Here is a 26,027-nt window from a genome sequence, read left to right as displayed (position 1 = left end):
CATGGGCGCCTTTTGCTTTTTACCCCTCTGCCCCACTACGCTAGGCGCAAAACGTCATCAAGGAAGATCGACGGACCTGCCCTGATGACCGATCAACGCCACTCGCAGCCATCGTGAGCGAACCATGCGTCAGGATCTGTCCCTAACCCCGCCCCACGCCACTGCCGACACCGGCTCAAAGCGCAAGGCCCTGGCCGCCGCCAGTCTCGCCCATGGCGCGCACGACGGCCTCACCGATGTCATCTACGTGCTGCTGCCTATCTGGCAGGCCGCCTTCGGCCTCAGCTACGCCCAGGTCGGGCTGCTACGCGGCGCCTACGCCGGAATGATGGCGGGCTTTCAACTGCTGGCCAGCAAAGGGGCCCGACGCTGGGGGCGCGAAGCGCTGCTGATCCGGGGCACGGCGCTAGCCGGGCTGGCCTACCTGCTGGCCGCCCAGGCCAGCGACCTGAGCCTGTTGCTGATCGCCCTGATGCTCGCCGGCCTCGGCGCCAGCCCCCAGCATCCGCTGGCCAGCGCCCTGGTCGCCGATGCCTACGACGGCAGTGGCAAGGTCAAGCAGGCCCTGGCCCAGTACAACTTCGCCGGCGATGTCGGCAAGGCGGTGATTCCGGGGCTAAGCGGCCTGGCGCTGGTGTATCTGTCCTGGCAGGCCAATGCCACGCTGCTCGGCCTGCTCGGGCTTGGCACGGCGACGCTGCTGTGGGCGCTCTTGCGCCAGCCACCATCACGGATCGAGCCTCCCGCCAAAACCACGTGCCAACACCAGGCTGGCGCGCCCTCCGGCCTGGTGGCGCTGATCGCCACCGGCACCCTCGACAGCGGTGTGCGCATGGGGTTTCTGACCTTCCTGCCGTTCCTGCTGCAGGCCAAGGGCGCGGCCACCGCCCAGATAGGCCTGGCCTTGGCGCTGCTGTTCATCGGCGGGGCATTCGGCAAGCTGTTCTGCGGCTACCTGGGGGCGCGCCTGGGACCGGTGCGCACGATAATCTGCACCGAGTTGCTGACGGCCGTGCTGATCCTGGTGGCACTCATGCTGCCACTGCTGGCGCTAATGCTGGTCATGCCGCTGATCGGCGTGGCGCTCAACGGCACGTCTTCGGTACTGACCGCGCTGGTGCCGGATTTCGCCGGGCGCGCGCACCGCGAACGGGTGTTCGCCTGCTACTACACCGGCACCGTGAGTGGGGGCGCGCTGGCCCCGCTGCTGATCGGCGCGATGTCCGACCATGCTGGGGTGGCCCACGGCCTGATGATGCTGGCTGGCACCTTGTTGCTGACCTTGCCGCTGTGCCTGGTGATACGCCACGGCCTGCGTCAGCCGGCCTGAGCCACACGCGGCTCAGGCTGCGCCCGGCAGTCTCGCGCGCTGGCCACCCAAACGGCTCAACCACACCGAAGCCAGAATGATCCCGCCCCCCATGGCCAACCGCCCCAGCGGTTCGTCATGGTTCCAGATCAGCAGATTGAGCAGCAGGCCCACAGGCACATGCAGGTTGTTCATCACCGCCAGGGTCCCCCCGGAAACCAGGCAGGCGCCCTTGTTCCACCAGTACAGGCCCAAGGCTGTCGGGCACAGGCCGAGGAACAGCAATACCAGCCACTGGGTGTCGGTGCTCGGCAGGTGCTGGGCATTGCCGAACAGCAGGAACGCCGGCAGCACCACCAGCAGCGCGCCCAGGTAGAAGTAGCCGAAACGCCGGTAGTGCGGCAGGTCGCTGGGATTGCGCGCCACCAGGTGGCGGTACAGCACCTGGCCGGCGGCGTAGGTGAAGTTGGCCAGTTGCAGCAGCAGGAAGCCCATGAAGAACTCGCCGGTGACGGTGTCGAAGCGAATCACCGCGGCGCCGGCCACCGCCACCAGCGCGGCCAGCAGCGCCCAGGGATTGAAGCGGCGGTTCAGGGCGTCTTCGATCAGCGTTACATGCAGCGGCGTGAGGATGGTGAACAGCAGCACCTCGGGCACCGTCAGCACGCGGAAACTCAGGTACAGGCAGACATAGGTGATGCCGTACTGCAAGGCGCCGATTAGCAGCATCGAGCGCATGAAGCGTGGTTCGACCAGGCGCCAACGGGTCAGCGGCAGGAACACCAGCCCGGCCAGCAGCACCCGCGCCAGCACCGCGAAGTAGCTGTCGACGTGGCCGGCCAGGTACTCGCCGATCAGGTTGAAGGAATACGCCTGGATCAGCGCGACGATTATCAGGTAGCCCATGGTTGGCCCTCGTGGATCAAGGCGGCGACCTTAGCGGGTTGGGTCTGGCCAGTTCAACCATGAGGATTGTGGGGGTGCTTGGGGGAGCCGCAGAGGGCCTGGGATCTGGTGTCATCGCAGGAATCGCCGGGGCCGCTACGCGGCCCTTTCGCGGCACAAGGCCGCTCCTACAGAGCCCGCGTAAAGCAGATAAAAAAGCCCGGCCATGAACTGGCCGGGCAGGTACACCCAAAGGAGCAACAAGGTGTCAGGGTTGGGAATTCGTCGCGGCTCAGGCCACCGCGGCCAGCTTGGCCTTGGCCTGGTTGAGGCCCTTCTCGTGGAACTCGCCGCTCATGTTCAGGCCTTCGGCGTGAATGAAGTCCACCTCGTGGATGCCGATGAAGGCCATCACCTGGCGCAGATAGGGTTCCTGGTGGTCGCTGCTGGCACCGGCATGGATGCCGCCGCGGGCGGTCAGGACGATGGCGCGCTTGCCAGCCAGCAACCCCTGCGGGCCGGTGGGGGTGTACTTGAAGGTGATGCCGGCGCGCAGCACATGGTCCAGCCAGGCCTTCAGGGTGCTGGGGATGGTGAAGTTGTACATCGGCGCGGCCATCACCAGCACATCGGCGGCCAGCAGTTCATCGGTCAGCGCGTTGGAACGCTTCAGCGCTTCACGCTCGGCGGCGCTGCGCTGCTCCTCGGGCTTCATCCAGCCGCCGAGCAGGCTGGCATCCAGGTGCGGCACCGGGGTCACCGCCAGGTCGCGTACCGTGATCGCGTCGGCCGGGTGCGCCGCCCGCCACTGCTGGATGAAATCCTGGGTCAGTTGGCGGGAAACGGAATCCTGCTGACGGGCGCTGCTTTCGATGATCAGTACGCGGGACATGGGTGCCTCCATCGGCGGTAAAGGGGTGCAATTCGATGGAGGTGAGATTAGAGGTTGACCTATCGATAAAAAAGCGTAAAAAATGGGTTCAATCTATCGATTAATCAGTTTTATTCCGCTTTGCAGTCCAGCGCGATACGCAGCTTGATGATCTGCCGGTTGAACTTGGCCGTCACATCGACGCTTTTGCCCGCCGGCACGTTGACCCGGCGCACCCGTGGCGCCTCGGGCCCATTGCGGAAACTGACCTTGCATGCCGCCGCCACCTGCCCATAGTTGTTCAGGCTGATCGAGCCAATGTCGTAGGCAGTGTCATAGGCGGTGTAGTCGACCTTGACCCCGGTCATCTGCTTTTCCACGTCGATGGGATAAGCCATGGCCCCGAGGGGCAGGCACAGCAGCACGGCCAGACAACTTTTCTTCATAGGGCGCTCTCCTTGAGAAGAGCGCAGCTTAGGACAACAGGAGCCATAGATGAAAGCGCCGCGCGTAACCCTGGATCAGTGGCGGACCTTGCAGGCGGTGGTTGATCACGGCGGGTTCGCCCAGGCCGCCGAGGCCCTGCACCGCTCACAGTCGTCGGTGAGCTACACCGTGGCGCGCATGCAGGAGCAACTGGGCGTGCCGCTGCTGCGCATCGACGGGCGCAAGGCCGTGCTGACCGAGGCCGGCAGCGTGTTGCTACGGCGCTCGCGACAACTGGTCAAGCAGGCCAGCCAGCTCGAGGACCTGGCCCACCACATGGAACAGGGCTGGGAAGCCGAGGTGCGCCTGGTGGTCGACGCCGCCTACCCCAGCGCCCGCCTGGTGCGCGCCCTGAGCGCGTTCATGCCGCAGAGCCGCGGCTGCCGCGTGCGTCTGCGCGAAGAAGTGCTGTCCGGGGTCGAGGAAGTACTGCAAGAGGGCATCGCCGACCTCGCCATCAGCGGCTTCAACATCAGCGGCTACCTGGGCACCGAACTGAGCTCGGTGGAGTTCGTCGCCGTTGCCCACCCCGAACACAGCCTGCATCGCATGGGCCGCGAGATCACCTTCCAGGACCTGGAAAGCCAGTTGCAGGTGGTGATCCGTGACTCCGGCCGCGCCCAGCCGCGCGACGTCGGCTGGCTGGGCGCCGAGCAGCGCTGGACAGTGGGCAGCCTGGGCACCGCCGCGACCTTCGTCAGCAGCGGCCTGGGCTTCGCCTGGCTGCCCCGGCACATGATCGAGCGCGAGCTGCGCGAAGGCGTGCTCAAGCCGCTGCCGCTGGATCAGGGTGGCAGCCGCCACCCACTGTTCTACCTTTACTCGAGCAAGGAAAAGACCCTGGGCCCGGCCACGCAGATCCTCATCGAACTGCTGCGCAATTTCGACACCGCGCCGCTGGACGTGCCCTTCGCCGCTCCCCCGCAAGCCTGAAAGGACCGCGCCCATGGCCTGTTTCGAACACGACGGATGCCTGCTGCATTACGAGGAACACGGCCAGGGCGAACCCCTGGTACTGCTGCACGGGCTGGGCTCGAGCAGCCAGGACTGGGAGTTGCAGGTACCGGAGTTCAGCCGTCACTACCGGGTGATCCTCATGGACATACGCGGCCATGGGCAGTCGTCCAAGCCGCGCCGGGGCTACCAGATCAAGACCTTCAGCGAAGACCTGCTGGCCCTGCTCCAGCATTTGGGCAGTGGGCCGGTGCATTTTGTTGGCCTGTCCATGGGCGGCATGCTCGGCTTTCAATTCGCCGTCGACCATCCCGACTGGCTACGCAGCCTGTGCATCGTCAACAGTGCCCCTGAAGTAAAGCGCCGTACCCCGAGCGACTGGCTGTGGTGGCTCAAGCGCTGGGGCCTGGCACGCCTGCTCAGTGTCGAGACCGTCGGCAAAGGCCTGGCCGCGCGGCTGTTCCCCAAGCCGCAGCAAGCCGAGCTGCGGCGCAAGATGGCCGAGCGCTGGGCACGCAACGACAAACGCGCCTATCTCAAGAGCTTCGACGCCATCGTCGACTGGGGCGTGCAGGAACGCATCGGCCAGATCCACTGTCCCACCCTGGTGATCGCCGCCGACCAGGATTACACACCGATACCACTGAAAGAGCGCTACGTCGCCCTGATGCCCAACGCCAGGCTGGCGGTGATCGCCGATTCACGGCACGCTACCCCCCTGGACCAACCCGAGGTCTTCAACCAGACCCTGCTGCACTTCCTCGCAGCCGCTTCCACCTCTCAAGGATCTTTGAGCCCATGCTGAAAAAACTTCTGCTCACTGCCTGCTCGGTCGCCTTCGCCGCCAGCGCCATGGCCTCCGACAAGACCCCGCACGTCGAACTGGTCACCAGCTTCGGCAAGGTCGAAATCGAGCTGAATGCTGAAAAAGCGCCCATCAGTACGAAAAATTTCCTGACGTATGTCGACAGCGGTTTCTATGACAATACGATCTTCCACCGCGTGATCCCGGGCTTCATGGTCCAGGGCGGCGGCTTCACCGACCAGATGGTGCAAAAGAGCACCAAGGATCCGATCCGCAACGAAGCCAGCAACGGCCTGCAGAACACCCGCGGCACCCTGTCGATGGCGCGCACCTCCGACCCGAACTCGGCCACCAGCCAGTTCTTCATCAACGTCGCCGACAACGATTTCCTCAACCCGGGCCGCGACCGTGGCTACGCGGTGTTCGGCAAGGTCACCAAGGGCATGGAGGTGGTCGACCAGATCGTCAACTCGCCGACCACCGTCAAGAAAGGCATGCGCGATGTCCCGGCCGACCCGGTGTACATCAAGTCGGCCAAACGCATCGACTGACCACGCACCACACAGGGACGTGGGTCGGGTCACACAGGAGTCTTGTCACCCATGCTGTACCGTCGTTTCGAGCAACTGATCGATATCTTCCGCGAGGCGCCCAGCGAGGCGCCTCCCGGTAAAGTCTGGCCCTTCTATCTCTACTACCTGCGTCAGGTCTGGCCGAGCTTCCTCGCCCTGCTGATCGTCGGTCTGGTCGCCTCGCTGATCGAGGTGGCGCTGTTCAGCTACCTGAGCCGCATCATCGACCTGGCCCAGGGTACCCCCAACGCTAACTTCTTCAGCGAGCACAGCGCCGAGCTGACCTGGATGGTGGTGGTGGTGCTGATATTGCGGCCAGTGTTCTTCGGCCTGCACGACCTGCTGGTGCACCAGACCATCAGCCCAGGCATGACCAGCCTGATCCGCTGGCAGAACCACACCTACGTGCTCAAGCAGAGCCTGAACTTCTTCCAGAGCGACTTCGCCGGGCGCATCGCCCAGCGCATCATGCAGACCGGCAACTCGCTGCGCGATTCGGCGGTACAGTCAGTAGATGCCTTGTGGCACGTGCTGATCTACGCCATCAGCGCCCTGGTGCTATTCGCCGAGGCCGACTGGCGGCTGATGGTGCCGTTGCTGGTGTGGATCGCCGGCTACATCGGCGCGCTGTACTACTTCGTGCCGCGGGTGAAGGAACGTTCAGTGATCTCCTCCGACGCCCGCTCCAAGCTGATGGGGCGTATCGTCGACGGCTACACCAACATCGCCACCCTCAAGCTGTTCGCCCACACCGACTACGAGCAGCAATACGCCCGCGAAGCGATCAGCGAACAAACCGAGAAAACCCAGCTGGCCGCGCGGGTGATCACCAGCATGGATGTGGTCGTCACCTCGCTCAACGGCTTGCTGGTGGTGTGCACCACCGGCCTGGCCCTGTGGTTGTGGAGCCAGTCATCCATCACCGTCGGTGCCATCGCCCTGGCCACCGGCCTGGTGATACGCATCGTCAACATGTCGGGCTGGATCATGTGGGTGGTCAACGGCATCTTCGAGAACATCGGCATGGTCCAGGACGGCCTGCAGACGATTGCCCAGCCGGTCAGCGTCAGCGACAAACCCCAGGCGCCGGAGCTCAAGGTCAGGCACGGCGGTGTGCGCTTCGAGCATGTGGGCTTTCACTACGGCAAGGGCAACCAGGTGATCGACGCGCTTAACCTGGACATCCGTCCGGGCGAGAAGATCGGCCTGATCGGCCCCTCCGGCGCCGGCAAGTCGACCCTGGTCAACCTGCTGCTGCGCCTGTACGACGTGCAGGCCGGACGCATCCTCATCGATGGCCAGGATATCGCCGAGGTCAACCAGGCCAGCCTGCGCGCGCAGATCGGAATGATCACCCAGGACACCTCGCTGCTGCACCGCTCGATCCGCGACAACCTGCTATACGGTCGCCCCGACGCCACTGACGAAGAAGTCTGGGAAGCGGTGCGCCGGGCCCGGGCCGACGAGTTCATCCCGCAGTTGTCCGATGCCCAGGGCCGCAGCGGTTTCGACGCCCATGTCGGCGAGCGTGGGGTGAAGCTGTCCGGCGGCCAGCGCCAGCGCATCGCCATTGCCCGGGTGCTGCTGAAAAATGCACCGATCCTGATCATGGATGAAGCCACTTCGGCACTGGACTCGGAGGTGGAAGCGGCGATCCAGGAGAGCCTGGAAACCTTGATGCAGGGCAAGACGGTGATCGCCATCGCCCACCGCCTGTCGACCATCGCCCGGATGGACCGGCTGATCGTGCTAGACAAGGGCCATATCGTCGAGAGCGGCAGCCACAGTGAGTTGCTGGCCCAGCGCGGGTTGTACGCGCGGTTGTGGCATCACCAGACCGGAGGGTTCGTCGGCGTCGATTGACGCCGGGTTAATGGGCGGGTGTTCGTGGGAGCGGGCTTGCGCAAAGGCAGTCAAACCTGGCGATAAGGCAACATCCCCCGCGCCTCTTCGGCATACGCCCGGACCCCCACCCGCTCCTGCGCCAGAAACTCTTCCACCGCCCGGCGCAACCCTGGGTGCAGCAGGTAATGCCACGAGTGCGTGATCACCGGCTCGAACCCACGAATCAGCTTGTGCTCGCCCTGGGCCCCGGCATCGAAACGTCGCAGGCCTTCAGCAATGGCAAAGTCCATGCCCTGGTAGAAACAGGTCTCGAAATGCAGCCGGTCGAATTCGTCCAGGCAACCCCAGTAGCGACCATATAAGCGGTCGCCCCCCACCAGGCTGAACGCCATCGCCACCTCCCGCCCCCGCTGCCGGGCGATCACCACGCGGATGGCCTCTGGCATGCGCTCGGCGACCAGGCTGAAGAATGCCCGGGTCAGGTACGGCGCACGGCGCCGCACCGCATAGGTGTTGGCGTAGCAGCGGTAGACGAAATCCCACTGCGCCTCGCTCAACTGTTCGCCACGGTACCAGGCGAAGTCGATGCCCTGCCCCGCCACCTGCTCGCGCTCCTTGCGCATCTGCTTGCGCTTACGCGAGCTGAGGCTGTCGAGAAAATCCTGGAAATCCCGGTAGCCGGGGTTGCGCCAGTGGAACTGGCAGCCCAGGCGTTCCATCCAGCCTGGCAAAGCGCCAATGGCCTCATCCAGCGCGGAGTCGGTGAAGTTGATGTGTGCCCCGGACAGCCCTCCCTTGCCCAGATACTCCGGGATCGCCTGCAACAGCAGCAGGCCATCGGCCGGGTCGGCGGTGAGCAGCCGCGGCCCGCTCACCGGGCTGAACGGCACGGCGCCGAGCAACTTGGGGTAGTAGGCGATGCCGGCCCGCTCGCAGGCATCGGCCCAGCCATGATCGAACACGTACTCACCGAACGAATGCCACTTGCGGTACGCCGGCAGCAACGCGCGCACTTCACCGTCGCGCTCCAGCACTAGATGCTCGGCGGCCCACCCTGTGTCGGGGGTTACGCTGGCGCTGTCTTCCATGGCCGTGAGAAAGGCATGGCGCAGGAACGGCTGGGCAACGGGCACCAGGGCATCCCAGGTGGTCGCCGGCAGGTCGCGCAGATGGGCAAGGCTGTGGAGGCTGATCACGTTTGCAACTCGCTGAAGAGAGAGTGCCAGTATTGCCAAGTCGCCGGCGACACTCAAATGACAGGCCGCTTACTTAACAACAGTGCCACTGTTTAGACATTATTCTGTCATCCACCCCCGCAATACTTGCGCCTGTTTTCCGGAACCCCAGAACCTGTCTAGTCAGGCCCTTTCCGAAGACATGCCAACTTGGGGGCGGGCGCTTGAGCCTCCCCACTTTTTCCAACAGGGAGAACCTTATGCGTCTTGTTTCTACACTTACTGGAGTGAGCCTCACCGGCATGATGCTGGCTCTGAGTACTCCGGCCAGTGCTGCTGTCGACGCCAAGCTGCTCGAAATGCTCCGCGCCAATGGCTCGATCAACCAGGCGCAGTACAACGAACTGCAGGGCGACCTGGCAAAGGAAACCAAGGAAAAGGCCGACCAGAAAGCCCAGTCCGAGCGTCTGAGCTCGTTCGAACAAAAAGTGGCATGGGCCGCCAAGACCCAGATCAAGGGTGATGTGCGCCTGCGTTACGAAGACGTCAACGTCGACAACCCCAATAGCCGCAGCGGCAACCAGGACCGCGAGCGCGTGCGCGCCCGGGTCGGTTTCTACAGCGAGATCAACCCGCAGGTCGACGCCGGTATCCGCGTGGCCACCGGCAGCAGCTCGGACGCCCGCTCGACCAACCAGAGCCTGGACAACTACTTCGACAAGAAATCGCTGTGGGTCGACCTCGCCTACCTCGACTGGCACCCGACCGCCGTGCCTAACCTGCACCTGATCGGCGGCAAGATGATGCAGCCATGGGTGAGCATGGGCGACGTCATCTGGGACAGCGACATCAACCCTGAAGGCGTGGCGGTCACCTACAAGACCAACCTGGGTGCCGCCGAGCTGTTCGGCAGCGCCGGCCACTACACTCTCAAGGACAACGTCGACGGCGACGGCGTGCAGTTCAAGCATGACGCACAGCTGTACCACGGCCAATTGGGCACCAAGTTCAATGCCGCCGATACCGTCAAGGTCACCGTGGGCGGCAGCATCTACGGCTTCGACAACGACAAGAAGTCGGCCGTGCTGCGCAGCTTCGGCAACACCACCGACGAGTTCAACCTGGTGGAAGGCTTTGGCCAGGTGGACTTCACCGGCTTCGCCATCCCGCTCTCGGCCTATGGCCAGTTCGTCAAGAACACCGAAAGCACCGACGGCGAAGACAAGGCCTGGCTGGCCGGCGTGAAAACCAAGCTCGGCGCCTGGAGCCTGGACTACAACTATCGCGATGTGCAGCGCAACGCCGTGGTCAGCCTGTTCACCGACTCCGACTTCGGCGCAGGTTTCACCGGCTCACGCGGCCACAAGTTCAAGGTGGGTTACGAAATCGACAAGAACTTCTCGTTGGGCGCGGCCTACCTGATGGCCAAGACCGACCTGTCGCAGTTGCCGAACAGCAATGCCGATGTAGACACGCTGCAAGTGGACCTGGAAGCCAAGTTCTAAGCAGTCGCTCCCCTGCGTTGCTCAGGCGGGAAATGCCGACCCCATCCGGCATTTCCCGCCTTTTTTTGCCTTTTTGAAATGCGTCGGCCCCTTCGCCAGCAAGGCTGGCTCCTGCAAGGATCGCGTCCACCTGTAGGAGCCAGCCTTGCTGGCGAAGAGGCCGGTACAGGCGCTACAAGCCTCAGCGCTTGCGCAGCACCACGCTACCGATCGAATACCCCGCGCCAAACGAGCTCAGCACACCCAGCGCCCCCTGGCCCAGGTCATCCTGGTACAGGTGGAAGGCAATCACCGAACCGGCCGAACTGGTGTTGGCATAGCGATCGAGGATCACCGGCGCATCTTCCTCGGCCACTTCACGGCCCAGCAGCTTCTTGACGATCAGGTGGTTCATGCTCAGGTTGGCCTGGTGCAGCCAGAAGCGCTTGACGTCCGACGGTTGCAGGTCGTTCTCGGCCAGGTGCTGGCCAATCAGCTCGGCGACCATCGGGCAGACTTCCTTGAACACCTTGCGACCTTCCTGCACGAACAGCTTGTCGCGGGCACCGATGCCCTCTTCGGCGGCGCGGTTGAGGAAGCCGAAGTTGTTGCGGATATTGTTGGAGAACGCGGTCAGCAGCTTGGTGCTGACGATATCGAACTGGTGCTTGGAAGTCGCAAGGTCGGCCCGTTCGATCAGCACGGCGGTGGCGGCATCACCAAAGATGAAGTGGCTGTCACGGTCGCGGAAGTTCAGGTGGCCGGTGCAGATCTCCGGGTTGACCACCAGCACCGAGCGCGACTGGCCCAACTGCACGCTGTTGGCGGCGGTCTGGATACCGAAGGTGGCCGACGAGCAGGCCACGTTCATGTCGAAGGCGAAGCCCTGGATGCCCAGCGCCTGCTGTACTTCGATGGCGATGGCCGGGTACGGACGCTGCAGGTTGGAACAGGCGACGATCACGCCGTCGACATCGGCGGCGGTGCGACCGGCACGCTCGAGGGCCTGGCGGGCAGCAGCCACGCCCATCTCGCAGAGGATCGATTGCTCGTCGTTGCTGCGCTCGGGCAGGCGCGGTTTCATGCGCTGCGGATCGAGGATGCCGGCCTTGTCCATGACGAAGCGGCTCTTGATGCCCGAGGCCTTTTCGATGAAGGCGGCATCGGACAGCGGCGCCGCCTCGACCTCGCCGCGCTCGATGGCGGCGGCGTTATCACGGTTGAAACGCTGTGCCCAGGCGTTGAAGGACTCCACCAGTTCTTCGTTGGAAATGCTCTGGGCCGGGGTGTACAGGCCGGTGCCGCTGATGACGACGTTGTGCACGGTCGTTCCTCTGGTCTGGGGCCATCGCCACAAGGCGCTGGCCGGAATAAGGGCAACTTAATGGCACCTTGGTACCAATTTTGAGGCGAGGGCTGCGCCCTCGTTCGCGGCACAAGGCCGCTCCTACAGCATCGGCGTTCGCCTGTAGGAGCGGCCTTGTGCCGCGATCGGCCGCACAGCGGCCGCAAATTCCTGCAAGTTTGCCACAACTTGGGGAGGTTAGGCTTCCACCTGACTCCACTGTTTGCTCAGTCGTTTATCGGAAACCGCCACCTTGGTCCCCAACTGCTGGGCGAACAACGAAACCCGGTACTCCTCCAGCAGCCAGCGGTACAAGGTCAGTTGCTCATCGCGCTTGCCTTCCTGGGCGTGCTTGTCGGCGCGGGCCTGGTAGTGGGCCCAGCAATTGGCCAGCTCGCCACTCCACACCCGGTCTTTCTGCACCTGCGCCCCCAGCTTCTCCAGGCGCAGTTCCACCGCCTTGAGATAACGCGGCAACTCCTTGAACCAAGTACTTGGTGTCTCGCGCACGAAGCCGGGATACACCAGGTTGGCCAACTGTTGCTTGATGTCGTTGAGCGCCACCGCCTGGGCCAGGTCGATCTTGCCCTTGAAGCGCTTTTGCAGGCCATGCCACAGCTTCAACACCTCGAGCGTCTGGCGTGCCAGACGCTCGGCATGCTCGGCCCAACTGCCACGCTTGCGCTCGGCCAGCGACGCCAGGCCGGCGCCATCGCGGGGTAGCACCGCCTCGCCCTCCAGCACGCAACTGTCGAGGCTGGCCAGCAGGATATCTTCCACCAGTGCCTCGACCCGGCCCAGCTCGCGATACAACAGGCCCAGCTCGGTCAGCCCCGGCAGCTTGCCGCGCAGGAACTTGGCCGGCTCCGCCAACTGTTGCAGCAACAGGCGCTGCAAGGCGCGACGGTGCTGGAATTCGGCCTCGGCCTGGGTCGAGAAGCGCCCCTCACGCACAGTGCCGTTGTCTTCGACCAGCGCCGGATAGACCGTCATCGACAACCCGGCGATCTTCTGCTGGGCAGTCTGCGCCACTTCGGCGAAGACCTTGGCCTGCACCGGCTGCTCGGCCTTGTCGGTGCGCGGCAGGGCCAGCGCGGCCTGGCTGGCGGCGGCAAAGCGCGCGGTCAGCTCGGCCAGGTCGCGGCCCTCGCCGAGGAACTTGCCCTGAGCGTCGACCACCTCGATGTTCATGCGCAGGTGGCCTTCCACTAGACTGGCGGCCTCGGCCCAGGCCTCATCGGACACCCGCGCGCCGGTCATGCGCAGCAACTCCTGGCCCAATGCTTGCGGCAACCCGCCCTGGCCGAAGCTCATGCGCGCCAGCGCCGCCTTGACGAAGTCCGGCACCGGCACGAAGTTCTTGCGCAGGGCCTTGGGCAAGTTGCGCACCAGGGCGATGCACTTGGCCTCGAGCAAGCCCGGCACCAGCCACTCCAGGCGCTCGCCCGGCAGGTTCGGCAGCAGCGGCGCCGGCACCCGCACGGTCACCCCGTCACGCGGGTGGTTGGGCTCGAAGTGGTAGCTCAGCGACAGACGCAGCTCGCCCACTTGCAGATGGTCTGGGTACTGCGCGGCGGTGACCTCGCTGGCTTCGCGGGCGAGCACGTCCTCTTCGCGCATGATCAGCAGGTTGGCGTCCTTCTGGCTGTTCGTGCGGTACCAGCTGTCGAAGGTCGCGGTCTGGTGGATTTCCTCCGGCAGGCGCGCTTCATAGAAGGCGTACAGCGTTTCTTCATCGGCGAGAATGTCGCGCCGGCGGGCCTTGGCCTCCAGCTCGTCGAGCTGTTCGAGCAGGCGTTTGTTGGCCGCCAGGCACTTGGCCCGCGACTGGATTTCGCCACCAACCAGGCCCTCGCGGATGAACAGCTCACGCGAGGTGGCCGGGTCGATCGGGCCGAAATGCACCGGGCGCCGGCCGACCAGGATCAGCCCGTACAGGGTGATCTGCTCGTAGGCCACCACCTGGCCGCGCTTTTTCTCCCAGTGCGGCTCGAAGTGGTTCTTCTTGATCAGGTGGCTGGCCAGCGGCTCGATCCAGTCCGGCTCGATCTTGGCCACCACGCGCGCGTACAGCTTGGTGGTTTCCACCAGCTCAGCGGCCATCACCCACTGCGGGCGCTTGCGGCCAATACCCGAGGATGGGTGAATCCAGAAACGACGCTGGCGTGCGCCCTGGTAGTCGCCTTCCTCGGTCTTCTGGCCGATCTGGCTGAGCAGGCCGCTGAGAATGGCCTTGTGCAGCGGCTGGTAGTTGCACGGCTCCTTGTTCACCGCCAATTGCAGTTCACGGCAGATCAGTGACAACTGGCGATGGGCGTCGCGCCACTCGCGCAGGCGCAGGTAGTTGAGGAAGTTCTTGCGGCACCAGTTGCGCAGCGGGTTGGCGGTCAGTGCCTGGCGCTGCTCTTCGAATCCGCGCCACAGGTTGACCAGCGCGGCGAAGTCGGAATCGACGTCCTTCCACTGCGCATGGGCCTGGTCGGCGGCCTGCTGGCGCTCCGGCGGACGCTCGCGCGGGTCCTGCACCGACAGCGCCGAGGCGACGATCAACACCTCCTGCAAGCTGCCCTGGCGCGCGCCCTCAAGCAGCATGCGGCCCAGCCGCGGGTCGATCGGCAAGCGCGCCAACTGACGGCCCAGCGGGGTCAGCTGGTTCTCGCGGTTGACCGCCGAGAGCTCCTGCAACAGGTTGAAACCGTCGCTGATGGCCTTGCCATCCGGCGGCTCGATGAACGGGAAGGCGTCGATAGCGCCCAGGCGCAGGTGCAGCATCTGCAGGATCACCGCGGCCAGGTTGGTGCGCAGGATCTCCGGGTCGGTGAACGCCGGCCGGCCGTTGAAGTCCTCCTCGCTGTACAGGCGAATGCAGATGCCCGGCTCGACCCGGCCGCAGCGACCCTTGCGCTGGTTGGCGCTGGCCTGGGACACCGCCTCGATGGGCAGGCGCTGGACCTTGGCGCGGTAGCTATAACGGCTAATGCGCGCAGTGCCGCTGTCGATCACATAGCGAATGCCCGGCACGGTCAGCGAGGTTTCCGCGACGTTGGTCGCCAGTACCACGCGTCGCCCGCTGTGGGACTGGAAGATCTTCTGCTGTTCGGCCGGCGACAACCGCGCATACAACGGCAGGATCTCGGTATGGCGCAGTTGAGCCTTGCGCAGGATCTCGGCGGCATCGCGGATCTCGCGCTCGCCCGGCAGGAACACCAGCACATCGCCCGGGCCCTTGCCCTGGCTGCGTTCGTGCTGGGCGATTTCATCGAGGCTGGCGAGGATCGCCTGGTCGACCGAAAGGTCCTCCTCGACCTGGTTGCCCTCCTCGTCCTGTTCACTGGTCAGCGGCCGGTACCAGGTGTCCACCGGGTAGGTGCGGCCGGAGACCTCGATGATCGGCGCGCCGTCGAAGTGCTTGGAGAAACGCTCCAGGTCGATGGTCGCCGAGGTGATGATCAGCTTGAGGTCCGGGCGACGGTGCAACAGGGTCTTCAGGTAACCGAGCAGGAAGTCGATGTTCAGGCTGCGCTCGTGGGCTTCGTCGACGATGATCGTGTCGTAGCGCTCTAGGAAGCGATCGTGCTGGGTTTCGGCCAGCAGGATGCCGTCGGTCATCAGCTTGACCAGGGTGTTCGAATCGCTCTGGTCCTCGAAGCGCACCTGGTAGCCGACCAGCGCCCCCAACGGCGTGCCCAGCTCCTCGGCGACCCGCGCCGCCACGCTGCGCGCGGCGATCCGCCGGGGCTGGGTATGGGCGATCAGGCCATGGCTGCCGCGGCCCAGCTCCAGGCAGATCTTCGGCAACTGGGTGGTCTTGCCCGAGCCGGTTTCGCCAGCGATCACCAACACCTGGTGTTCGGCCAGGGCCTTCTTGATCTCGTCGCGCTTGGCGGCAATGGGCAGGTTGTCGTCGTAGCGAATGCTCGGCACGCTCCGCTGGCGCGCGGTGACCTGGGCGCAGGACGCCTGGACCTTTTCCACCCACTGCGCGAGCTTGCCCTCGTCGGGGCGCTTGCGCAATTCGTGCAATTGCCGACGCAACCGATGGCGGTCAGCGATCATGGCGTGGTCGAGGTTGTTCAGCAGTTGGTCGATGGCGTGGTCTGTCATGGGGCTTTTTAATGATGCAGGCGAATGCTGCTTTTTCATGATCGGCAGGCGTAAGAGGCGCGATTGTCGCAGATTTGCGAAATCGATGCTGCCTGTGCCCGCCGTTCAGTCGCGGTCACGCTCGAAATAGCGGGAGCGCTTGAACAACAACGGGGTAGCAATTGCCACGAAAAAAGCTGACCAGCCAATACCATCAAGTTGCAGGAACTGTTCTTCACCCAGTTGATTACAGGCGGTAATCCCCGTGACGTTGAAGACGATATAAAGAAGAAACCTGATGCACCTTGACCGGCATGCCCAGTCGACCTACCTGATAAGTCCTTTGTGCTTGCATGGCTGTGCCTGTCGCTGCCTATCCTGCAGAACTTAGCGACTTTCACCGCTGGCCCTGGCCCTGCAAATTAGCCCGGGTCCGCTAAAGCTGTGGGCAGCTTCCTAAGCTCGTGCGAAGCGGCGGGCAAACCTTGCCAATGTTTAGCGCCCACTGGAATGAACGTCGCCATTCACTGCTTTAATCAACCTTACAGGCCATGTGAGTATCCAGGGATGCTTCCCGACCCGATGATCGCCCGCCCGCTGCCCCACCCTTCGTTGCCGAAGGCCCGGGCCCGTGCCGGTGAAAATCCGTTGGTCCATATCATCCTGGCGTTCTGGGCGCTGTGGCATTGCCGTCACGCGCGCCCACCGGACACTTCGCTCACGCACTCCTGACCCGACCCGGCCACCACTGGCCGATTGACTCAGCCTGACCGCCCACCTGCGCGGCGGTCCCGTGTGCCCCAGAGCGAATCCACCATGCACTTTGCCCCTGCCGAGCAAGCCAGGCGTTTCCTGGCCGACAACCCCGATATCGACCTGATCGAACTGTTCATCCTCGACGCCAACGGCGTGCCCCGCGGCAAGCTGCTGCATCGCGACGAACTGCTGGCCGTGTACGAAAGTGGCCGCCCGCTGCCCAGCACCATCCTCGGCCTGACCCTCAATGGCGACGACGTGGAAAACTCCGGTCTGGTCTGGGACGTCGGCGACATCGACTGCCGGGCCTACCCGCTGGACGGCAGCCTGGTGCGTCTGCCCTGGCGCCGGGTGCCGACCGCCGCCGTGCAGGTCAGCATGCACCCCAGCGAAGGCCTGCCGGCCAGCGTGGCGGATCCGCGTCATGTGCTGCTGCGGGTGATCGACGCCCTCAAGGCCGATGGCTTCCACCCGGTGATGGCCTGCGAGCTGGAGTTCTACCTGCTCGACCAGCAGCGCGATAGCCAGGGCCGCCCGCAGCCGGCGCTGGACAGCGACGGCGGCCGCCCACGCGATACCCAGGTCTATGGCTTGCGCGAGCTGGAGCAGATCGAACCGTTCCTTGCCGATCTGTATGCTGCCTGCAAGGCCCAGGACATCCCTGTGCGCACGGCGATCTCCGAGTATGCCCCGGGGCAGGTGGAAATTACCCTGGAGCACGGCGATGCGCTCCAGGCCATGGACCAGGCCGTGCGCTACAAGCGTCTGGTCAAGGGCATCGCCAACGCCCACGGCATGCAGGCCTGCTTCATGGCCAAGCCGTTCGCGCAACTGGCCGGCACCGGCATGCATATGCACCTGAGCCTGGCCGATGCCGCCGGCAACAACTTGTTCGCCAGCGAGGACAAGGCCGGCACCCCACTGTTGCGCCAGGCGGTGGCTGGCATGCTGCGCCACCTGCGTGAGTCGCTGCTGCTGTTCTGCCCCAACGCCAACTCGTTCCGCCGCTTCCAGGCCAACAGCTATGCCCCGCTGGCGCCGACCTGGGGCGTGGACAACCGCACCGTGAGCCTGCGCGTGCCCGGCGGCCCGGCCAACAGCCGGCATGTGGAGCACCGCATCTGCGGCGCCGACGCCAACCCATACCTGGCCGCCGCCGCGATACTTGCTGCCGCGCACCAGGGCATCCGCGAACAGCTCGATCCCGGCGCGCCGGTCGAAGGCAACGGCTATGCCCAGGCCCGCGAGTACCTGCCCACCGACTGGCTGACTGCCCTGGAGGCCCTGGAACAGTCGACCTGGGCCCCGGAGGCGCTGAGCGAGGCCTTTCTCGGCGTGTACCTGAAGGTCAAGCGCGCCGAGTACCGCCAGTTCATGGCCGAAGTCGGCGAACAGGACTGGCGCTGGTACCTGCACCAGGCCTGACAGACGAACTACAACAAGGAACACCCATGAACGCAGCAGTCAACAACGGGCCGGCCCAGCGCGCGCCGTCCTACTACAGCGCCACCCTCAATGACGCGACCGAATACCCCACGCTCAAAGGCACAGTGCAGGTGGACGTGGCGATCATCGGCGGCGGCTTCACCGGCGTGGCCACTGCGGTGGAGCTGGCCGAACGTGGCCTGAAGGTTGCCATCGTCGAGACCAACCGCATCGGCTGGGGCGCCAGTGGGCGCAACGGTGGCCAGGTTACCGGCAGTCTGTCGGGCGACGAGGCCATGCGCGCGCAGATGCGCGACCGCCTGGGCGCCGAGGTGGACGACTTCATCTGGCACCTGCGCTGGCGCGGCCACCAGATCATCGAACAGCGCGTCGAACGCTACGGCATCCAGTGCGACCTCAAGCACGGCCACCTGCACGCGGCGATGAAACCTTCGCACATGACCGAACTACGCGCCTTCGAGGCCGAAGCCCAGCGCCGCGGCATGGGCGACCTGGTGCAACTGCTTGATCGCGACGCCATGCAACAGCACCTGCAAAGCCCGCTGTACCTTGGCGCGTTGAAGAACCGCCGCAACCTGCACCTGCATCCGCTCAACCTGTGCCTGGGCGAGGCCCGCGCCGCCCATGGCCTCGGCGCGCTGCTGTTCGAGAATTCCGAAGTGCTGGAGATCATCCACGGCCCCCGCCCAGCCGTGGTTACCGCCAACGGGCGCATCGAGGCACGCCAGGTGATGCTGGCCGGCGACGTCTACCACAAGCTGGAAAAACGCCAACTCAAAGGCAAGATCTTCCCGGCCATGGGCGGCATCGTCACCACCGCGCCGCTGGGCGAGCTGGCCGAACAGATCAACCCGCAGGATCTGGCTGTCTACGACTGCCGCTTCGTCCTCGACTACTACCGCCTGACCGCCGACAAACGCCTGCTGTTCGGCGGCGGCGCCAACTACTCCGGGCGCGATTCACGAGACATAGAGGGCGAACTGCGCCCGTGCATCGAGCGCACCTTCCCGGCGCTCAAGGGCGTGCCGATCGAATTCCAGTGGAGCTGCGCCATGGGCATCGTGGTCAACCGCATCCCGCAACTGGGCAAGCTGTCGGACAATGTCTGGTACTGCCAGGGGTACTCCGGGCACGGCATCGCCACCAGCCACATCATGGGCGAGATCATGGCCGAGGCCTTGACCGGGACGCTGGAGAAGTTCGATACCTTCGCGGCATGCAAGCACATCAAGGTACCGATGGGCGACTTGCTGGGCAATCCGCTGCTGGCGGCGGGAATGTGGTACTACCAGATGCTTGAGAAGCTGCGCTGAGCTTCATAACGTAAAATGGGAGCGGGCTTGCCCCGCTCCCATGTTTCAATCCCAAAGCAGGCTGCAGATCAGGCGATTTTTTTCAGGCCCTGCTTCTTCAGCTCTTCGTCACGCAGCTCGCGACGCAGGATCTTGCCGACGTTGGTGGTCGGCAAGGCATCGCGGAACTCGATGGCCTTGGGCACCTTGTAGCCGGTAACGTTGGCGCGCATGTGCTCCATCACCTGCTCCTTGGTCAGGGTCATGCCCGGCTTGACCACGATGAACACCTTGATCACCTCGCCGGATTTCTCGTCGGGAATACCGATGGCCGCGCATTGCAGCACGCCCGGCAGGGCCGCGAGCACGTCTTCGAGCTCGTTGGGGTACACGTTGAAGCCCGAGACCAGGATCATGTCCTTCTTGCGGTCGACGATCCGCATGTAGCCGTCCGCCTGGATCAGGGCGATATCGCCAGTCTTCAGCCAACCCTCGCTGTCGATGATCTCGGCCGTCGCTTCATCACGCTGCCAATAACCCTTCATCACCTGCGGGCCCTTCACGCACAGCTCACCGACCTCACCCAGGGGGAGTTCCTGGCCGTTGTCGTCGATGACCTTGCACAGGGTGGACGGCACCGGAATGCCGATGGTACCGACCTGGTTGGCCTCGCTCGGGTTCACCGCCGCCACCGGGCTGGTCTCGGTCATGCCGTAGCCTTCGCAGATGGCGCAGCCGGTGACCGCCTTCCAACGCTCGGCCACGCTCAACTGCAGGGCCATGCCACCGGACAGGGTGATCTTTAGCGAGGAGAAGTCGAGGTTGCGGAACCCTTCGTTGTTGCACAGGGCCACGAACAGGGTATTCAGGCCGACGAAGCCGCTGAACTTCCACTTGCCCAACTCCTTGACCATGGCCGGCAAGTCGCGCGGGTTGCTGATCAGCACGTTGTGGTTGCCGATCAGCATCATGGCCATGCAATGGAAGGTGAAGGCATAGATGTGGTACAGCGGCAGCGGGGTAATCAGGATCTCGCAACCTTCGTGCAGGTTGGCCCCCATCAGCGCGCGGCACTGCAGCATGTTGGCCACCAGGTTGCGATGGGTCAGCATGGCGCCCTTGGCCACCCCGGTGGTGCCGCCGGTGTACTGCAGCACGGCAACATCGTTGGGCTGCGGATTGGCCTCGGTGACCGCCCCGCCCTTGCCCAGCGCCAGCGCGTCGTTGAAACGCACGGCCAGCGGCAGGTTGTAGGCCGGGACCATTTTCTTCACATATTTGATCACGCTGTTGATCAACAGGCGCTTGAGTGGTGGCAACAGGTCGGCCACTTCGGTGACAATGACGTGTTTGACCTGGGTCTTGGGCACCACCTTTTCCGCCAGGTGCGCCATGTTGGCCAGGCACACCAGGGCCTTGGCCCCGGAGTCGTTGAACTGGTGCTCAAGCTCGCGGGCGGTGTACAGCGGGTTGGTGTTGACCACGATCAGTCCGGCACGCATGGCGCCGAACACGGCGACCGGGTACTGCAGGACGTTGGGCAGTTGCACGGCGATGCGATCGCCAGGCTTGAGGTCGGTGTGCTGTTGCAGCCAGGCGGCGAAGGCGCCGGACAGGGCATACAGCTCGCCGTAGGTGATGGTCTTGCCCAGGTTGCTAAAGGCCGGTTTGTCGGCAAAGCGTTGGCAGGATTGCTTGAGCACCGCCTGGATATTGGGGAATTCGTCAGGATTGATTTCCGCCGTAATTCCGGCTGGGTACTTATCCTTCCAAAAATGTTCGATCATGGAAGCCCGCTCCTTCAGCAACAGCGAATTCGGTACGCGTCGATGCGCTTATTATTGATATGGGATGACGGTTCATTGCAAACCGAATCATCTGAAAGCGCGCCGAGAGTAACAGCTTTGCCAAGGGTCGCCTAGAGGCCAAAGCAGCCCGATCGGTCACAAAAATGACTCAAAGAACCTTATAGGTCATTTTTAGAGTAATTGTACAAAATGTCGCGAATTCGCCTGAAAACCTTGCGCTAGAGCCATCCTTGTTCAGCCATGGGAGCGGCGTCGCGCCGCACCCATGGCATGCTGTCAGGCGATGTCCCGTAGCTCACGCCTGAGGATCTTGCCCACCGGCGTCATCGGCAACGACTCACGCAACACGATGTGCTTGGGCACCTTGTAGCCAGTGAAGTTGGCCTTGCAGAAGGCCTTGAGCTCATCGACGCTGACCCCGCCCGCACGCGGCACCACGAACAGCTTCACCGCCTCGCCGGAGCGCTCGTCGGGCACACCGATGGCCGCGCAACTGGCCACTTGCGGGTGGCTCATCACGACATCCTCGATCTCGTTGGGGTACACGTTGAAACCCGAGACGATGATCATGTCCTTCTTGCGGTCGACGATCCGGGTAAAGCCATCCGGGTCGATCACCGCGATATCGCCGGTCTTGAACCAGCCCTCGGCGTCCAGCGCCTGGGCCGTCGCCTCGGGCTGGCGCCAATAGCCCTTCATCACCTGCGGCCCCTGGATGCACAGTTCACCGCGTTCGCCCACAGGCTGCTCGTTGCCCTCGTCGTCTATCACCTTGAACGCGGTACCCGGGACCGGGATGCCCACCGTGCCCAGGCGCGCCAACTGCCCATAGGGGTTGGTGCTGGCCACAGGTGACGTTTCGGTAAGCCCGTAGCCTTCGACGATGCGACAGCCCGTGAGCGCTTCCCAGCGCTCGGCGGTGGCCTTGACCAGCGCGGTGCCCCCGGAGTTGGTGACCTTGAGCGCCGAGAAGTCCAGCGCCTTGAAACCTGGGTGGTCCATCAGCGCGACGAACAGCGTATTCAACCCCAACAGCGCGGAGAAGCGCCATTTGCCCAGCTCCTTGATGAAACCGGGGATATCCCGCGGGTTGGTGATCAGCACGTTGTGATTGCCGGTAACCATCATGCACATGCAGTTCGCGGTGAAGGCATAGATGTGGTACAGCGGCAGCGGCGCGATCATCACCTCCTGCCCTTCCTTGATCAGCGGCTGGCCATCCGGACCATGTTGGCCGAAACACGCCAGCACCTGGAGCATGTTGGCCACCAGGTTGCCGTGGCTGAGCATGGCCCCCTTGGCCAGGCCCGTGGTGCCGCCGGTGTACTGCAACACGGCGACGTCGTCGAGCACCTGCGGCACCGGCTGGTGCAGCAACCCGCGTCCCTGGCGCAGCACCTGCTTGAACGACACGGCCTGGGGCAACTGATAGGCTGGCACCATCTTCTTCAGCTTGTCGACCACGGTGTTGACCAGCCAGCCCTTGGCCGCCGGCAACAGGTCGCCCATCTTCGCCTCGATCAGGTATTCGATGCCGGTGTCCGCCAACACCTCCTGGACCCGCTTGCCAAACATGTTCAGGAACACCAGGGCACGGGCGCCGGAGTCCTGGAACTGGTGGCGCATCTCGCGCTCGGTGTACAACGGGTTGGTGTTGACCACAACTAACCCGGCGCGCATGGCGCCGAACACGGCGATGGGGTATTGCAGGACATTGGGCATCTGCACCGCGATGCGGTCGCCAGGCTGCAGGTCGGTGTGCTGCTGCAACCAGGCGGCGAAGGCTGCAGAATGGCGCTCAAGCTCGGCGTAGCTGAGGGTGACGCCCAGGTTGCTGAACGCCGGGCGGTCGGCGAAGCGCTTGCAGGAGCGCTCGAAGACATCGACGACCGAGGTGTAGGCATTCAGGTCAATGGTCGAAGGCACGCCCGCCGGGCGCTTGTCATTCCAGAAATCGGCTTGCATTTATTGTTGTTCCTCTGCCGGGACCGTCCCTGACCTGATTGCCTGGTGGCAAAAAGGCGTTCAGCCGACGTTAGCAGCAATGCCGAAGGTGGCAAATACGCCAAGTGCCGCCATTAACATTGTGAATCTCTTTTCTGCCCTTCCTGCAATCGGCCGCTTTGCGCATACACTGTTGGCACCCCCTGCGCGCAAGGACCCGCCATGCCCCACGACGCCTTCTGGCTGCCTGCCAGCGAGCATTGCAGCCTGTACGTGCACCAATGGCTGCCGACCACGCCGGTCAAGGCCGTGGTGCTGCTGGCCCACGGCATGGCCGAGCACGCCGGGCGCTACCAGCGCCTGGGCCAGGCGCTCAATGCCGCAGGCTTTGCCCTGCTCGCCCCCGACCTGCGCGGCCATGGTCGCACCGCCGAGCTCGGCCACCTGGGCCTGTTCGCCCGCCACAATGGCTGGAATGCCGTGGTCAACGACTTGGGCCTGCTGGCCCAGCACATCGGCCAGCAGTTTCCCGGCACGCCGTTGTTCCTGTTCGGCCACAGCATGGGCAGCTACATCGCCCAGGCCTACCTGCTGCACCACAGCGCCAGCCTGCAGGGGGCGATCCTCAGCGGCTCGAACTTCCAGCCGGTGACGCTGTACCGCGTGGCCCGCCTGATCGCCCGGCTCGAAGCCTGGCGCCAGGGGCCGCTGGGCAAGAGCGCGCTGATCGACTGGCTGTCGTTCGGCTCGTTCAACAAGGCGTTCAAGCCCAACCGCACCGCGTTCGACTGGCTCAGCCGCGATGAGGTAGAGGTGGACAAGTACATCGCCGACCCGCTGTGCGGCTTTCGTTGCAGCAACCAGCTGTGGCTCGATCTCCTGCAAGGCCTGGCGCAAATCAGCCAGGCGCGGCAGCTGGCGCAGATCGATCCGAACCTGCCATTGCTGGTGATGGGCGGCGAATGTGATCCGGTGAGTGCCGGCAAGCGTCTCACCCGTCTGGCCGACGCCCTGCGCGCGACCGGCAACTGTCATGTACAGTTGCGCCTTTACCCCGGTGCACGGCACGAAGTGCTCAACGAAACCCATCGCGATGAGGTCAGCGCCGATATCATCGGCTGGCTGGAACAGGCGCTGGCCCTTGGCCGCCCTGCCCGCAGTGAATGATAGCCGCCCTCGCCGCCCCACAAGGAAGCCCTGATGACCCAGGTCAGCAACACGCCCTACGAAGCCCTCGAAGTCGGCCAGAAAGCCGAGTACAAGAAATCCGTGCAAGAGCGTGACATCCAGCTGTTCGCCGCCATGTCCGGTGACCACAACCCGGTGCACCTGGACGCCGAGTTCGCCGCCAAGAGCATGTTCAAGGAGCGCATCGCCCATGGCATGTTCAGCGGCGCGCTGATCAGCGCCGCAGTGGCCTGCACCCTGCCTGGCCCTGGCACCATCTACCTGGGCCAGCAGATGAGCTTCCAGAAACCGGTGAAGATCGGCGACACCCTGACCGTGCGCCTGGAAATTCTCGAGAAGCTGCCCAAGTTCAAGGTGCGTATTGCCACCAATGTGTACAACCAGAACGACGAGCTGGTGGTTGCTGGCGAGGCTGAAATCCTCGCGCCGCGCAAGCAGCAGACCGTCGAGCTGGTCAGCCCGCCGGCGTTCGTCGCCAGCTGAAAGTACAGCGGCTCTCACGCTCCCACAGACTACCTGTAGGCGCTCAGCCCAGCTCGCGCAAGCGCCGCTCGATATGCCGGCGCTCCGGCCCCTGGCGGGTCAACGCCAGGGCCTGCCGCCAGGCTTCGCGGGCCTGCTCGAGGTTACCCAGTTGCCAATGCAGCTCGGCCCGCGCGGCATGGGCCAGGTGGTAATCGCCCAGCTCACCCGCTGCGAGGATCGCCTCGACCGCCTGCAACCCCACTTGCGCGCCATCGCGCCTGGCCAACGCCGCCGCCCGGTTCAGTGCCACCACAGGTGACGGCCAGTGCCGCTGCAGCACATCATACAAACCGACAATCTCGTGCCAATCGGTCGCCTCGGCACTGGGCGCCTCGGCATGCACCGCGGCGATCGCTGCCTGCACGCTGTAAGGGCCAAATTGACGGCTGCGCAGCGCCTGCTGCACCAACTGGCAACCTTCGTCGATCTGCGCGCGGTCCCACAAGCTGCGGTCCTGTTCGTCGAGCAGCACCAGTTCACCGCTGGCATCGCTACGCGCCTGTTGCCGCGAAGCTTGCAACAGCATCAGCGCCAACAGCCCTAGCACTTCGGCATCGGGCAGCAGTTGCGCCACGAGCCGGCCCAGGCGAATGGCCTCGTCCATCAGTTCACGGGTTGTCACATGCTCGCCCGAGGACGCCGAGTAGCCTTCGTTGAACACCAAGTAGATCACCCGCAGCACACTTCCCAGGCGCTCCGGGAGTTCGGCCAGTTCCGGCACCTGATACGGAATCCTCGCATCACGGATCTTGGTCTTGGCCCGCACGATGCGCTGGGCAATGGTTGCCGGGCTCTGCAGGAAGGCGTGGGCGATCTGCTCGGTGGTCAGGTCGCACACCTCGCGCAGGGTCAGCGGCACCTGGGCATCGGCGGCCAGCGCCGGGTGGCAGCAGGTGAAGATCAATCGCAGGCGGTCGTCGGCCAGCAACGCCTGTTCACTCGGGTCACTCGCCTCGCCCTCAAGCAACATGATCAGGTCTGCCTGGGAGCGATCGAAACGCGCCCGCCGACGCAAGCCGTCGATGGCCTTGAAGCGGCCGGCGGAGACCAGCCAGGCCCGCGGGTTGTCCGGGATGCCGTCGCGCTGCCAACGCTCGACGGCGATGAAGAAGGCATCGTGCATGGCCTCCTCGGCCAGGTCGAAGTCCCCCAGCAGGCGAATCAGGGTCGCGAGGATACGCCGGGAGTCACGACGGTAGACCGCCTCGACCTCCTGACGCACCCGCCCTTCAGCGGTCATCGGATGGGCATTCC

General features: G+C 64.4%; 19 protein-coding genes. 10 read left to right on the top strand and 9 right to left on the bottom strand.

Annotated features, from left to right (window positions below):
• Positions 1–124: 124 nt before the first annotated feature.
• Complete coding sequence (locus tag ACODS5_RS17985; protein ID WP_489109302.1) at positions 125–1,330, top strand: MFS transporter; 1,206 nt, start codon at positions 125–127, stop codon at positions 1,328–1,330.
• Positions 1,331–1,342: 12 nt separating this feature from the next.
• On the opposite strand, the gene ACODS5_RS17980 is transcribed toward ACODS5_RS17985, so the two are convergent.
• From ACODS5_RS17980 to ACODS5_RS17970, 3 genes are all read right to left on the bottom strand, one after another.
• Complete coding sequence (locus ACODS5_RS17980) at positions 1,343–2,215, bottom strand: carboxylate/amino acid/amine transporter (protein WP_134691011.1); 873 nt, start codon at positions 2,213–2,215, stop codon at positions 1,343–1,345.
• A gap of 271 nt (positions 2,216–2,486) precedes the next feature.
• Positions 2,487–3,086: an FMN-dependent NADH-azoreductase gene (locus ACODS5_RS17975; RefSeq protein ID WP_489109301.1), complete on the bottom strand. Its 600-nt coding sequence runs from the start codon at positions 3,084–3,086 to the stop codon at positions 2,487–2,489.
• 110 nt (positions 3,087–3,196) lie between these two features.
• Positions 3,197–3,511, bottom strand: a complete 315-nt coding sequence (locus ACODS5_RS17970; protein ID WP_134691015.1) for a 3-phosphoglycerate kinase — start codon at positions 3,509–3,511, stop codon at positions 3,197–3,199.
• Positions 3,512–3,560: 49 nt separating this feature from the next.
• Between ACODS5_RS17970 and ACODS5_RS17965 the strand changes: the two genes are divergently transcribed.
• Genes ACODS5_RS17965 through ACODS5_RS17950 form a run of 4 tightly spaced genes read left to right on the top strand, consistent with a single transcriptional unit; the run spans position 3,561 to position 7,745 of the window.
• Positions 3,561–4,484: a PA3225 family LysR-type transcriptional regulator gene (locus tag ACODS5_RS17965; RefSeq protein WP_134691017.1), complete on the top strand. Its 924-nt coding sequence runs from the start codon at positions 3,561–3,563 to the stop codon at positions 4,482–4,484.
• Between the two features lie 13 nt (positions 4,485–4,497).
• Entirely contained in the window at positions 4,498–5,310 is an 813-nt protein-coding gene (locus tag ACODS5_RS17960; RefSeq protein WP_489109300.1) for an alpha/beta fold hydrolase, read from the top strand.
• Positions 5,304–5,861, top strand: a complete 558-nt coding sequence (locus ACODS5_RS17955) for a peptidylprolyl isomerase (RefSeq protein ID WP_489109299.1) — start codon at positions 5,304–5,306, stop codon at positions 5,859–5,861. The genes ACODS5_RS17960 and ACODS5_RS17955 overlap by 7 nt, the downstream gene beginning before the upstream one ends.
• Positions 5,862–5,912: 51 nt before the next feature.
• On the top strand, positions 5,913–7,745 hold the full coding sequence (locus ACODS5_RS17950) for an ABC transporter ATP-binding protein (protein WP_489109298.1): 1,833 nt from the start codon (positions 5,913–5,915) through the stop codon (positions 7,743–7,745).
• Positions 7,746–7,795: 50 nt separating this feature from the next.
• On the opposite strand, the gene ACODS5_RS17945 is transcribed toward ACODS5_RS17950, so the two are convergent.
• A complete protein-coding gene (locus ACODS5_RS17945; protein WP_489109297.1) occupies positions 7,796–8,923 on the bottom strand; it encodes a GNAT family N-acetyltransferase in 1,128 nt (375 codons plus the stop codon).
• A gap of 239 nt (positions 8,924–9,162) precedes the next feature.
• On the opposite strand from ACODS5_RS17945, the gene ACODS5_RS17940 reads away from it, so the two are divergent.
• Positions 9,163–10,407 (top strand): putative porin, encoded by a 1,245-nt coding sequence (locus ACODS5_RS17940; RefSeq protein ID WP_489109296.1) that lies wholly within the window; start codon positions 9,163–9,165, stop codon positions 10,405–10,407.
• A 181-nt stretch (positions 10,408–10,588) separates the two neighbouring features.
• On the opposite strand, the gene ACODS5_RS17935 is transcribed toward ACODS5_RS17940, so the two are convergent.
• The gene (locus ACODS5_RS17935) at positions 10,589–11,710 is read right to left on the bottom strand and encodes a beta-ketoacyl-ACP synthase III (RefSeq protein ID WP_134691028.1); all 1,122 of its coding nucleotides are present in this window, start codon (positions 11,708–11,710) and stop codon (positions 10,589–10,591) included.
• A gap of 219 nt (positions 11,711–11,929) precedes the next feature.
• Positions 11,930–15,835: an ATP-dependent RNA helicase HrpA gene (gene hrpA / locus ACODS5_RS17930; protein WP_489109295.1), complete on the bottom strand. Its 3,906-nt coding sequence runs from the start codon at positions 15,833–15,835 to the stop codon at positions 11,930–11,932.
• A 795-nt stretch (positions 15,836–16,630) separates the two neighbouring features.
• Here hrpA and ACODS5_RS17925 point away from each other — a divergent pair.
• Together ACODS5_RS17925 and ACODS5_RS17920 are read left to right on the top strand one after the other, a co-directional pair.
• Positions 16,631–17,995, top strand: a complete 1,365-nt coding sequence (locus ACODS5_RS17925) for a glutamine synthetase family protein (protein WP_489109294.1) — start codon at positions 16,631–16,633, stop codon at positions 17,993–17,995.
• 26 nt (positions 17,996–18,021) lie between these two features.
• A complete protein-coding gene (locus ACODS5_RS17920; RefSeq protein ID WP_489109293.1) occupies positions 18,022–19,329 on the top strand; it encodes an NAD(P)/FAD-dependent oxidoreductase in 1,308 nt (435 codons plus the stop codon).
• A 68-nt stretch (positions 19,330–19,397) separates the two neighbouring features.
• Here the strand turns inward: ACODS5_RS17920 and fadD1 are convergent, their stop codons facing one another.
• Positions 19,398–21,095 carry a long-chain-fatty-acid--CoA ligase FadD1 gene (gene fadD1, locus ACODS5_RS17915; RefSeq protein WP_489109292.1) on the bottom strand — a complete coding sequence of 566 codons (1,698 nt, stop codon included), beginning with the start codon at positions 21,093–21,095 and terminating at the stop codon, positions 19,398–19,400.
• 297 nt (positions 21,096–21,392) lie between these two features.
• Positions 21,393–23,081, bottom strand: coding sequence for a long-chain-fatty-acid--CoA ligase FadD2 (gene fadD2, locus ACODS5_RS17910; RefSeq protein ID WP_489109291.1), 1,689 nt, complete (start codon positions 23,079–23,081; stop codon positions 21,393–21,395).
• Between the two features lie 201 nt (positions 23,082–23,282).
• Here fadD2 and ACODS5_RS17905 point away from each other — a divergent pair, with 201 nt between their 5' ends.
• Both ACODS5_RS17905 and ACODS5_RS17900 read left to right on the top strand, forming a co-directional pair.
• Positions 23,283–24,227 carry an alpha/beta hydrolase gene (locus tag ACODS5_RS17905; RefSeq protein WP_134693594.1) on the top strand — a complete coding sequence of 315 codons (945 nt, stop codon included), beginning with the start codon at positions 23,283–23,285 and terminating at the stop codon, positions 24,225–24,227.
• A gap of 33 nt (positions 24,228–24,260) precedes the next feature.
• Positions 24,261–24,731: a MaoC family dehydratase gene (locus ACODS5_RS17900; protein ID WP_134693593.1), complete on the top strand. Its 471-nt coding sequence runs from the start codon at positions 24,261–24,263 to the stop codon at positions 24,729–24,731.
• Between the two features lie 43 nt (positions 24,732–24,774).
• On the opposite strand, the gene ACODS5_RS17895 is transcribed toward ACODS5_RS17900, so the two are convergent.
• Positions 24,775–26,013, bottom strand: coding sequence for an RNA polymerase sigma factor (locus ACODS5_RS17895; RefSeq protein ID WP_489109290.1), 1,239 nt, complete (start codon positions 26,011–26,013; stop codon positions 24,775–24,777).
• Positions 26,014–26,027: the final 14 nt, after the last annotated feature.

The sequence above is a fragment of the Pseudomonas sp. FG47 genome (assembly GCF_057809115.1).
Note: the sequence above shows the minus strand (reverse complement) of the source record. Positions and strands in the feature narration are given on the sequence as shown.

Bases quoted from the DNA above. Each gene is read 5' to 3' on its own strand.
- ACODS5_RS17975 (WP_489109301.1), bottom strand. From the start codon at position 3,086: ATGTCCCGCGTACTGATCATCGAAAGCAGCGCCCGTCAGCAGGATTCC.
- hrpA (WP_489109295.1), bottom strand. From the start codon at position 15,835: ATGACAGACCACGCCATCGACCAACTGCTGAACAACCTCGACCACGCC.
- ACODS5_RS17920 (WP_489109293.1), top strand. From the start codon at position 18,022: ATGAACGCAGCAGTCAACAACGGGCCGGCCCAGCGCGCGCCGTCCTAC.
- ACODS5_RS17895 (WP_489109290.1), bottom strand. From the start codon at position 26,013: ATGACCGCTGAAGGGCGGGTGCGTCAGGAGGTCGAGGCGGTCTACCGT.
- ACODS5_RS17950 (WP_489109298.1), top strand. From the start codon at position 5,913: ATGCTGTACCGTCGTTTCGAGCAACTGATCGATATCTTCCGCGAGGCG.
- fadD1 (WP_489109292.1), bottom strand. From the start codon at position 21,095: ATGATCGAACATTTTTGGAAGGATAAGTACCCAGCCGGAATTACGGCG.
- ACODS5_RS17970 (WP_134691015.1), bottom strand. From the start codon at position 3,511: ATGAAGAAAAGTTGTCTGGCCGTGCTGCTGTGCCTGCCCCTCGGGGCC.
- ACODS5_RS17905 (WP_134693594.1), top strand. From the start codon at position 23,283: ATGCCCCACGACGCCTTCTGGCTGCCTGCCAGCGAGCATTGCAGCCTG.
- ACODS5_RS17965 (WP_134691017.1), top strand. From the start codon at position 3,561: ATGAAAGCGCCGCGCGTAACCCTGGATCAGTGGCGGACCTTGCAGGCG.
- ACODS5_RS17955 (WP_489109299.1), top strand. From the start codon at position 5,304: ATGCTGAAAAAACTTCTGCTCACTGCCTGCTCGGTCGCCTTCGCCGCC.
- fadD2 (WP_489109291.1), bottom strand. From the start codon at position 23,081: ATGCAAGCCGATTTCTGGAATGACAAGCGCCCGGCGGGCGTGCCTTCG.
- ACODS5_RS17940 (WP_489109296.1), top strand. From the start codon at position 9,163: ATGCGTCTTGTTTCTACACTTACTGGAGTGAGCCTCACCGGCATGATG.
- ACODS5_RS17960 (WP_489109300.1), top strand. From the start codon at position 4,498: ATGGCCTGTTTCGAACACGACGGATGCCTGCTGCATTACGAGGAACAC.
- ACODS5_RS17980 (WP_134691011.1), bottom strand. From the start codon at position 2,215: ATGGGCTACCTGATAATCGTCGCGCTGATCCAGGCGTATTCCTTCAAC.
- ACODS5_RS17985 (WP_489109302.1), top strand. From the start codon at position 125: ATGCGTCAGGATCTGTCCCTAACCCCGCCCCACGCCACTGCCGACACC.
- ACODS5_RS17925 (WP_489109294.1), top strand. From the start codon at position 16,631: ATGCACTTTGCCCCTGCCGAGCAAGCCAGGCGTTTCCTGGCCGACAAC.
- ACODS5_RS17900 (WP_134693593.1), top strand. From the start codon at position 24,261: ATGACCCAGGTCAGCAACACGCCCTACGAAGCCCTCGAAGTCGGCCAG.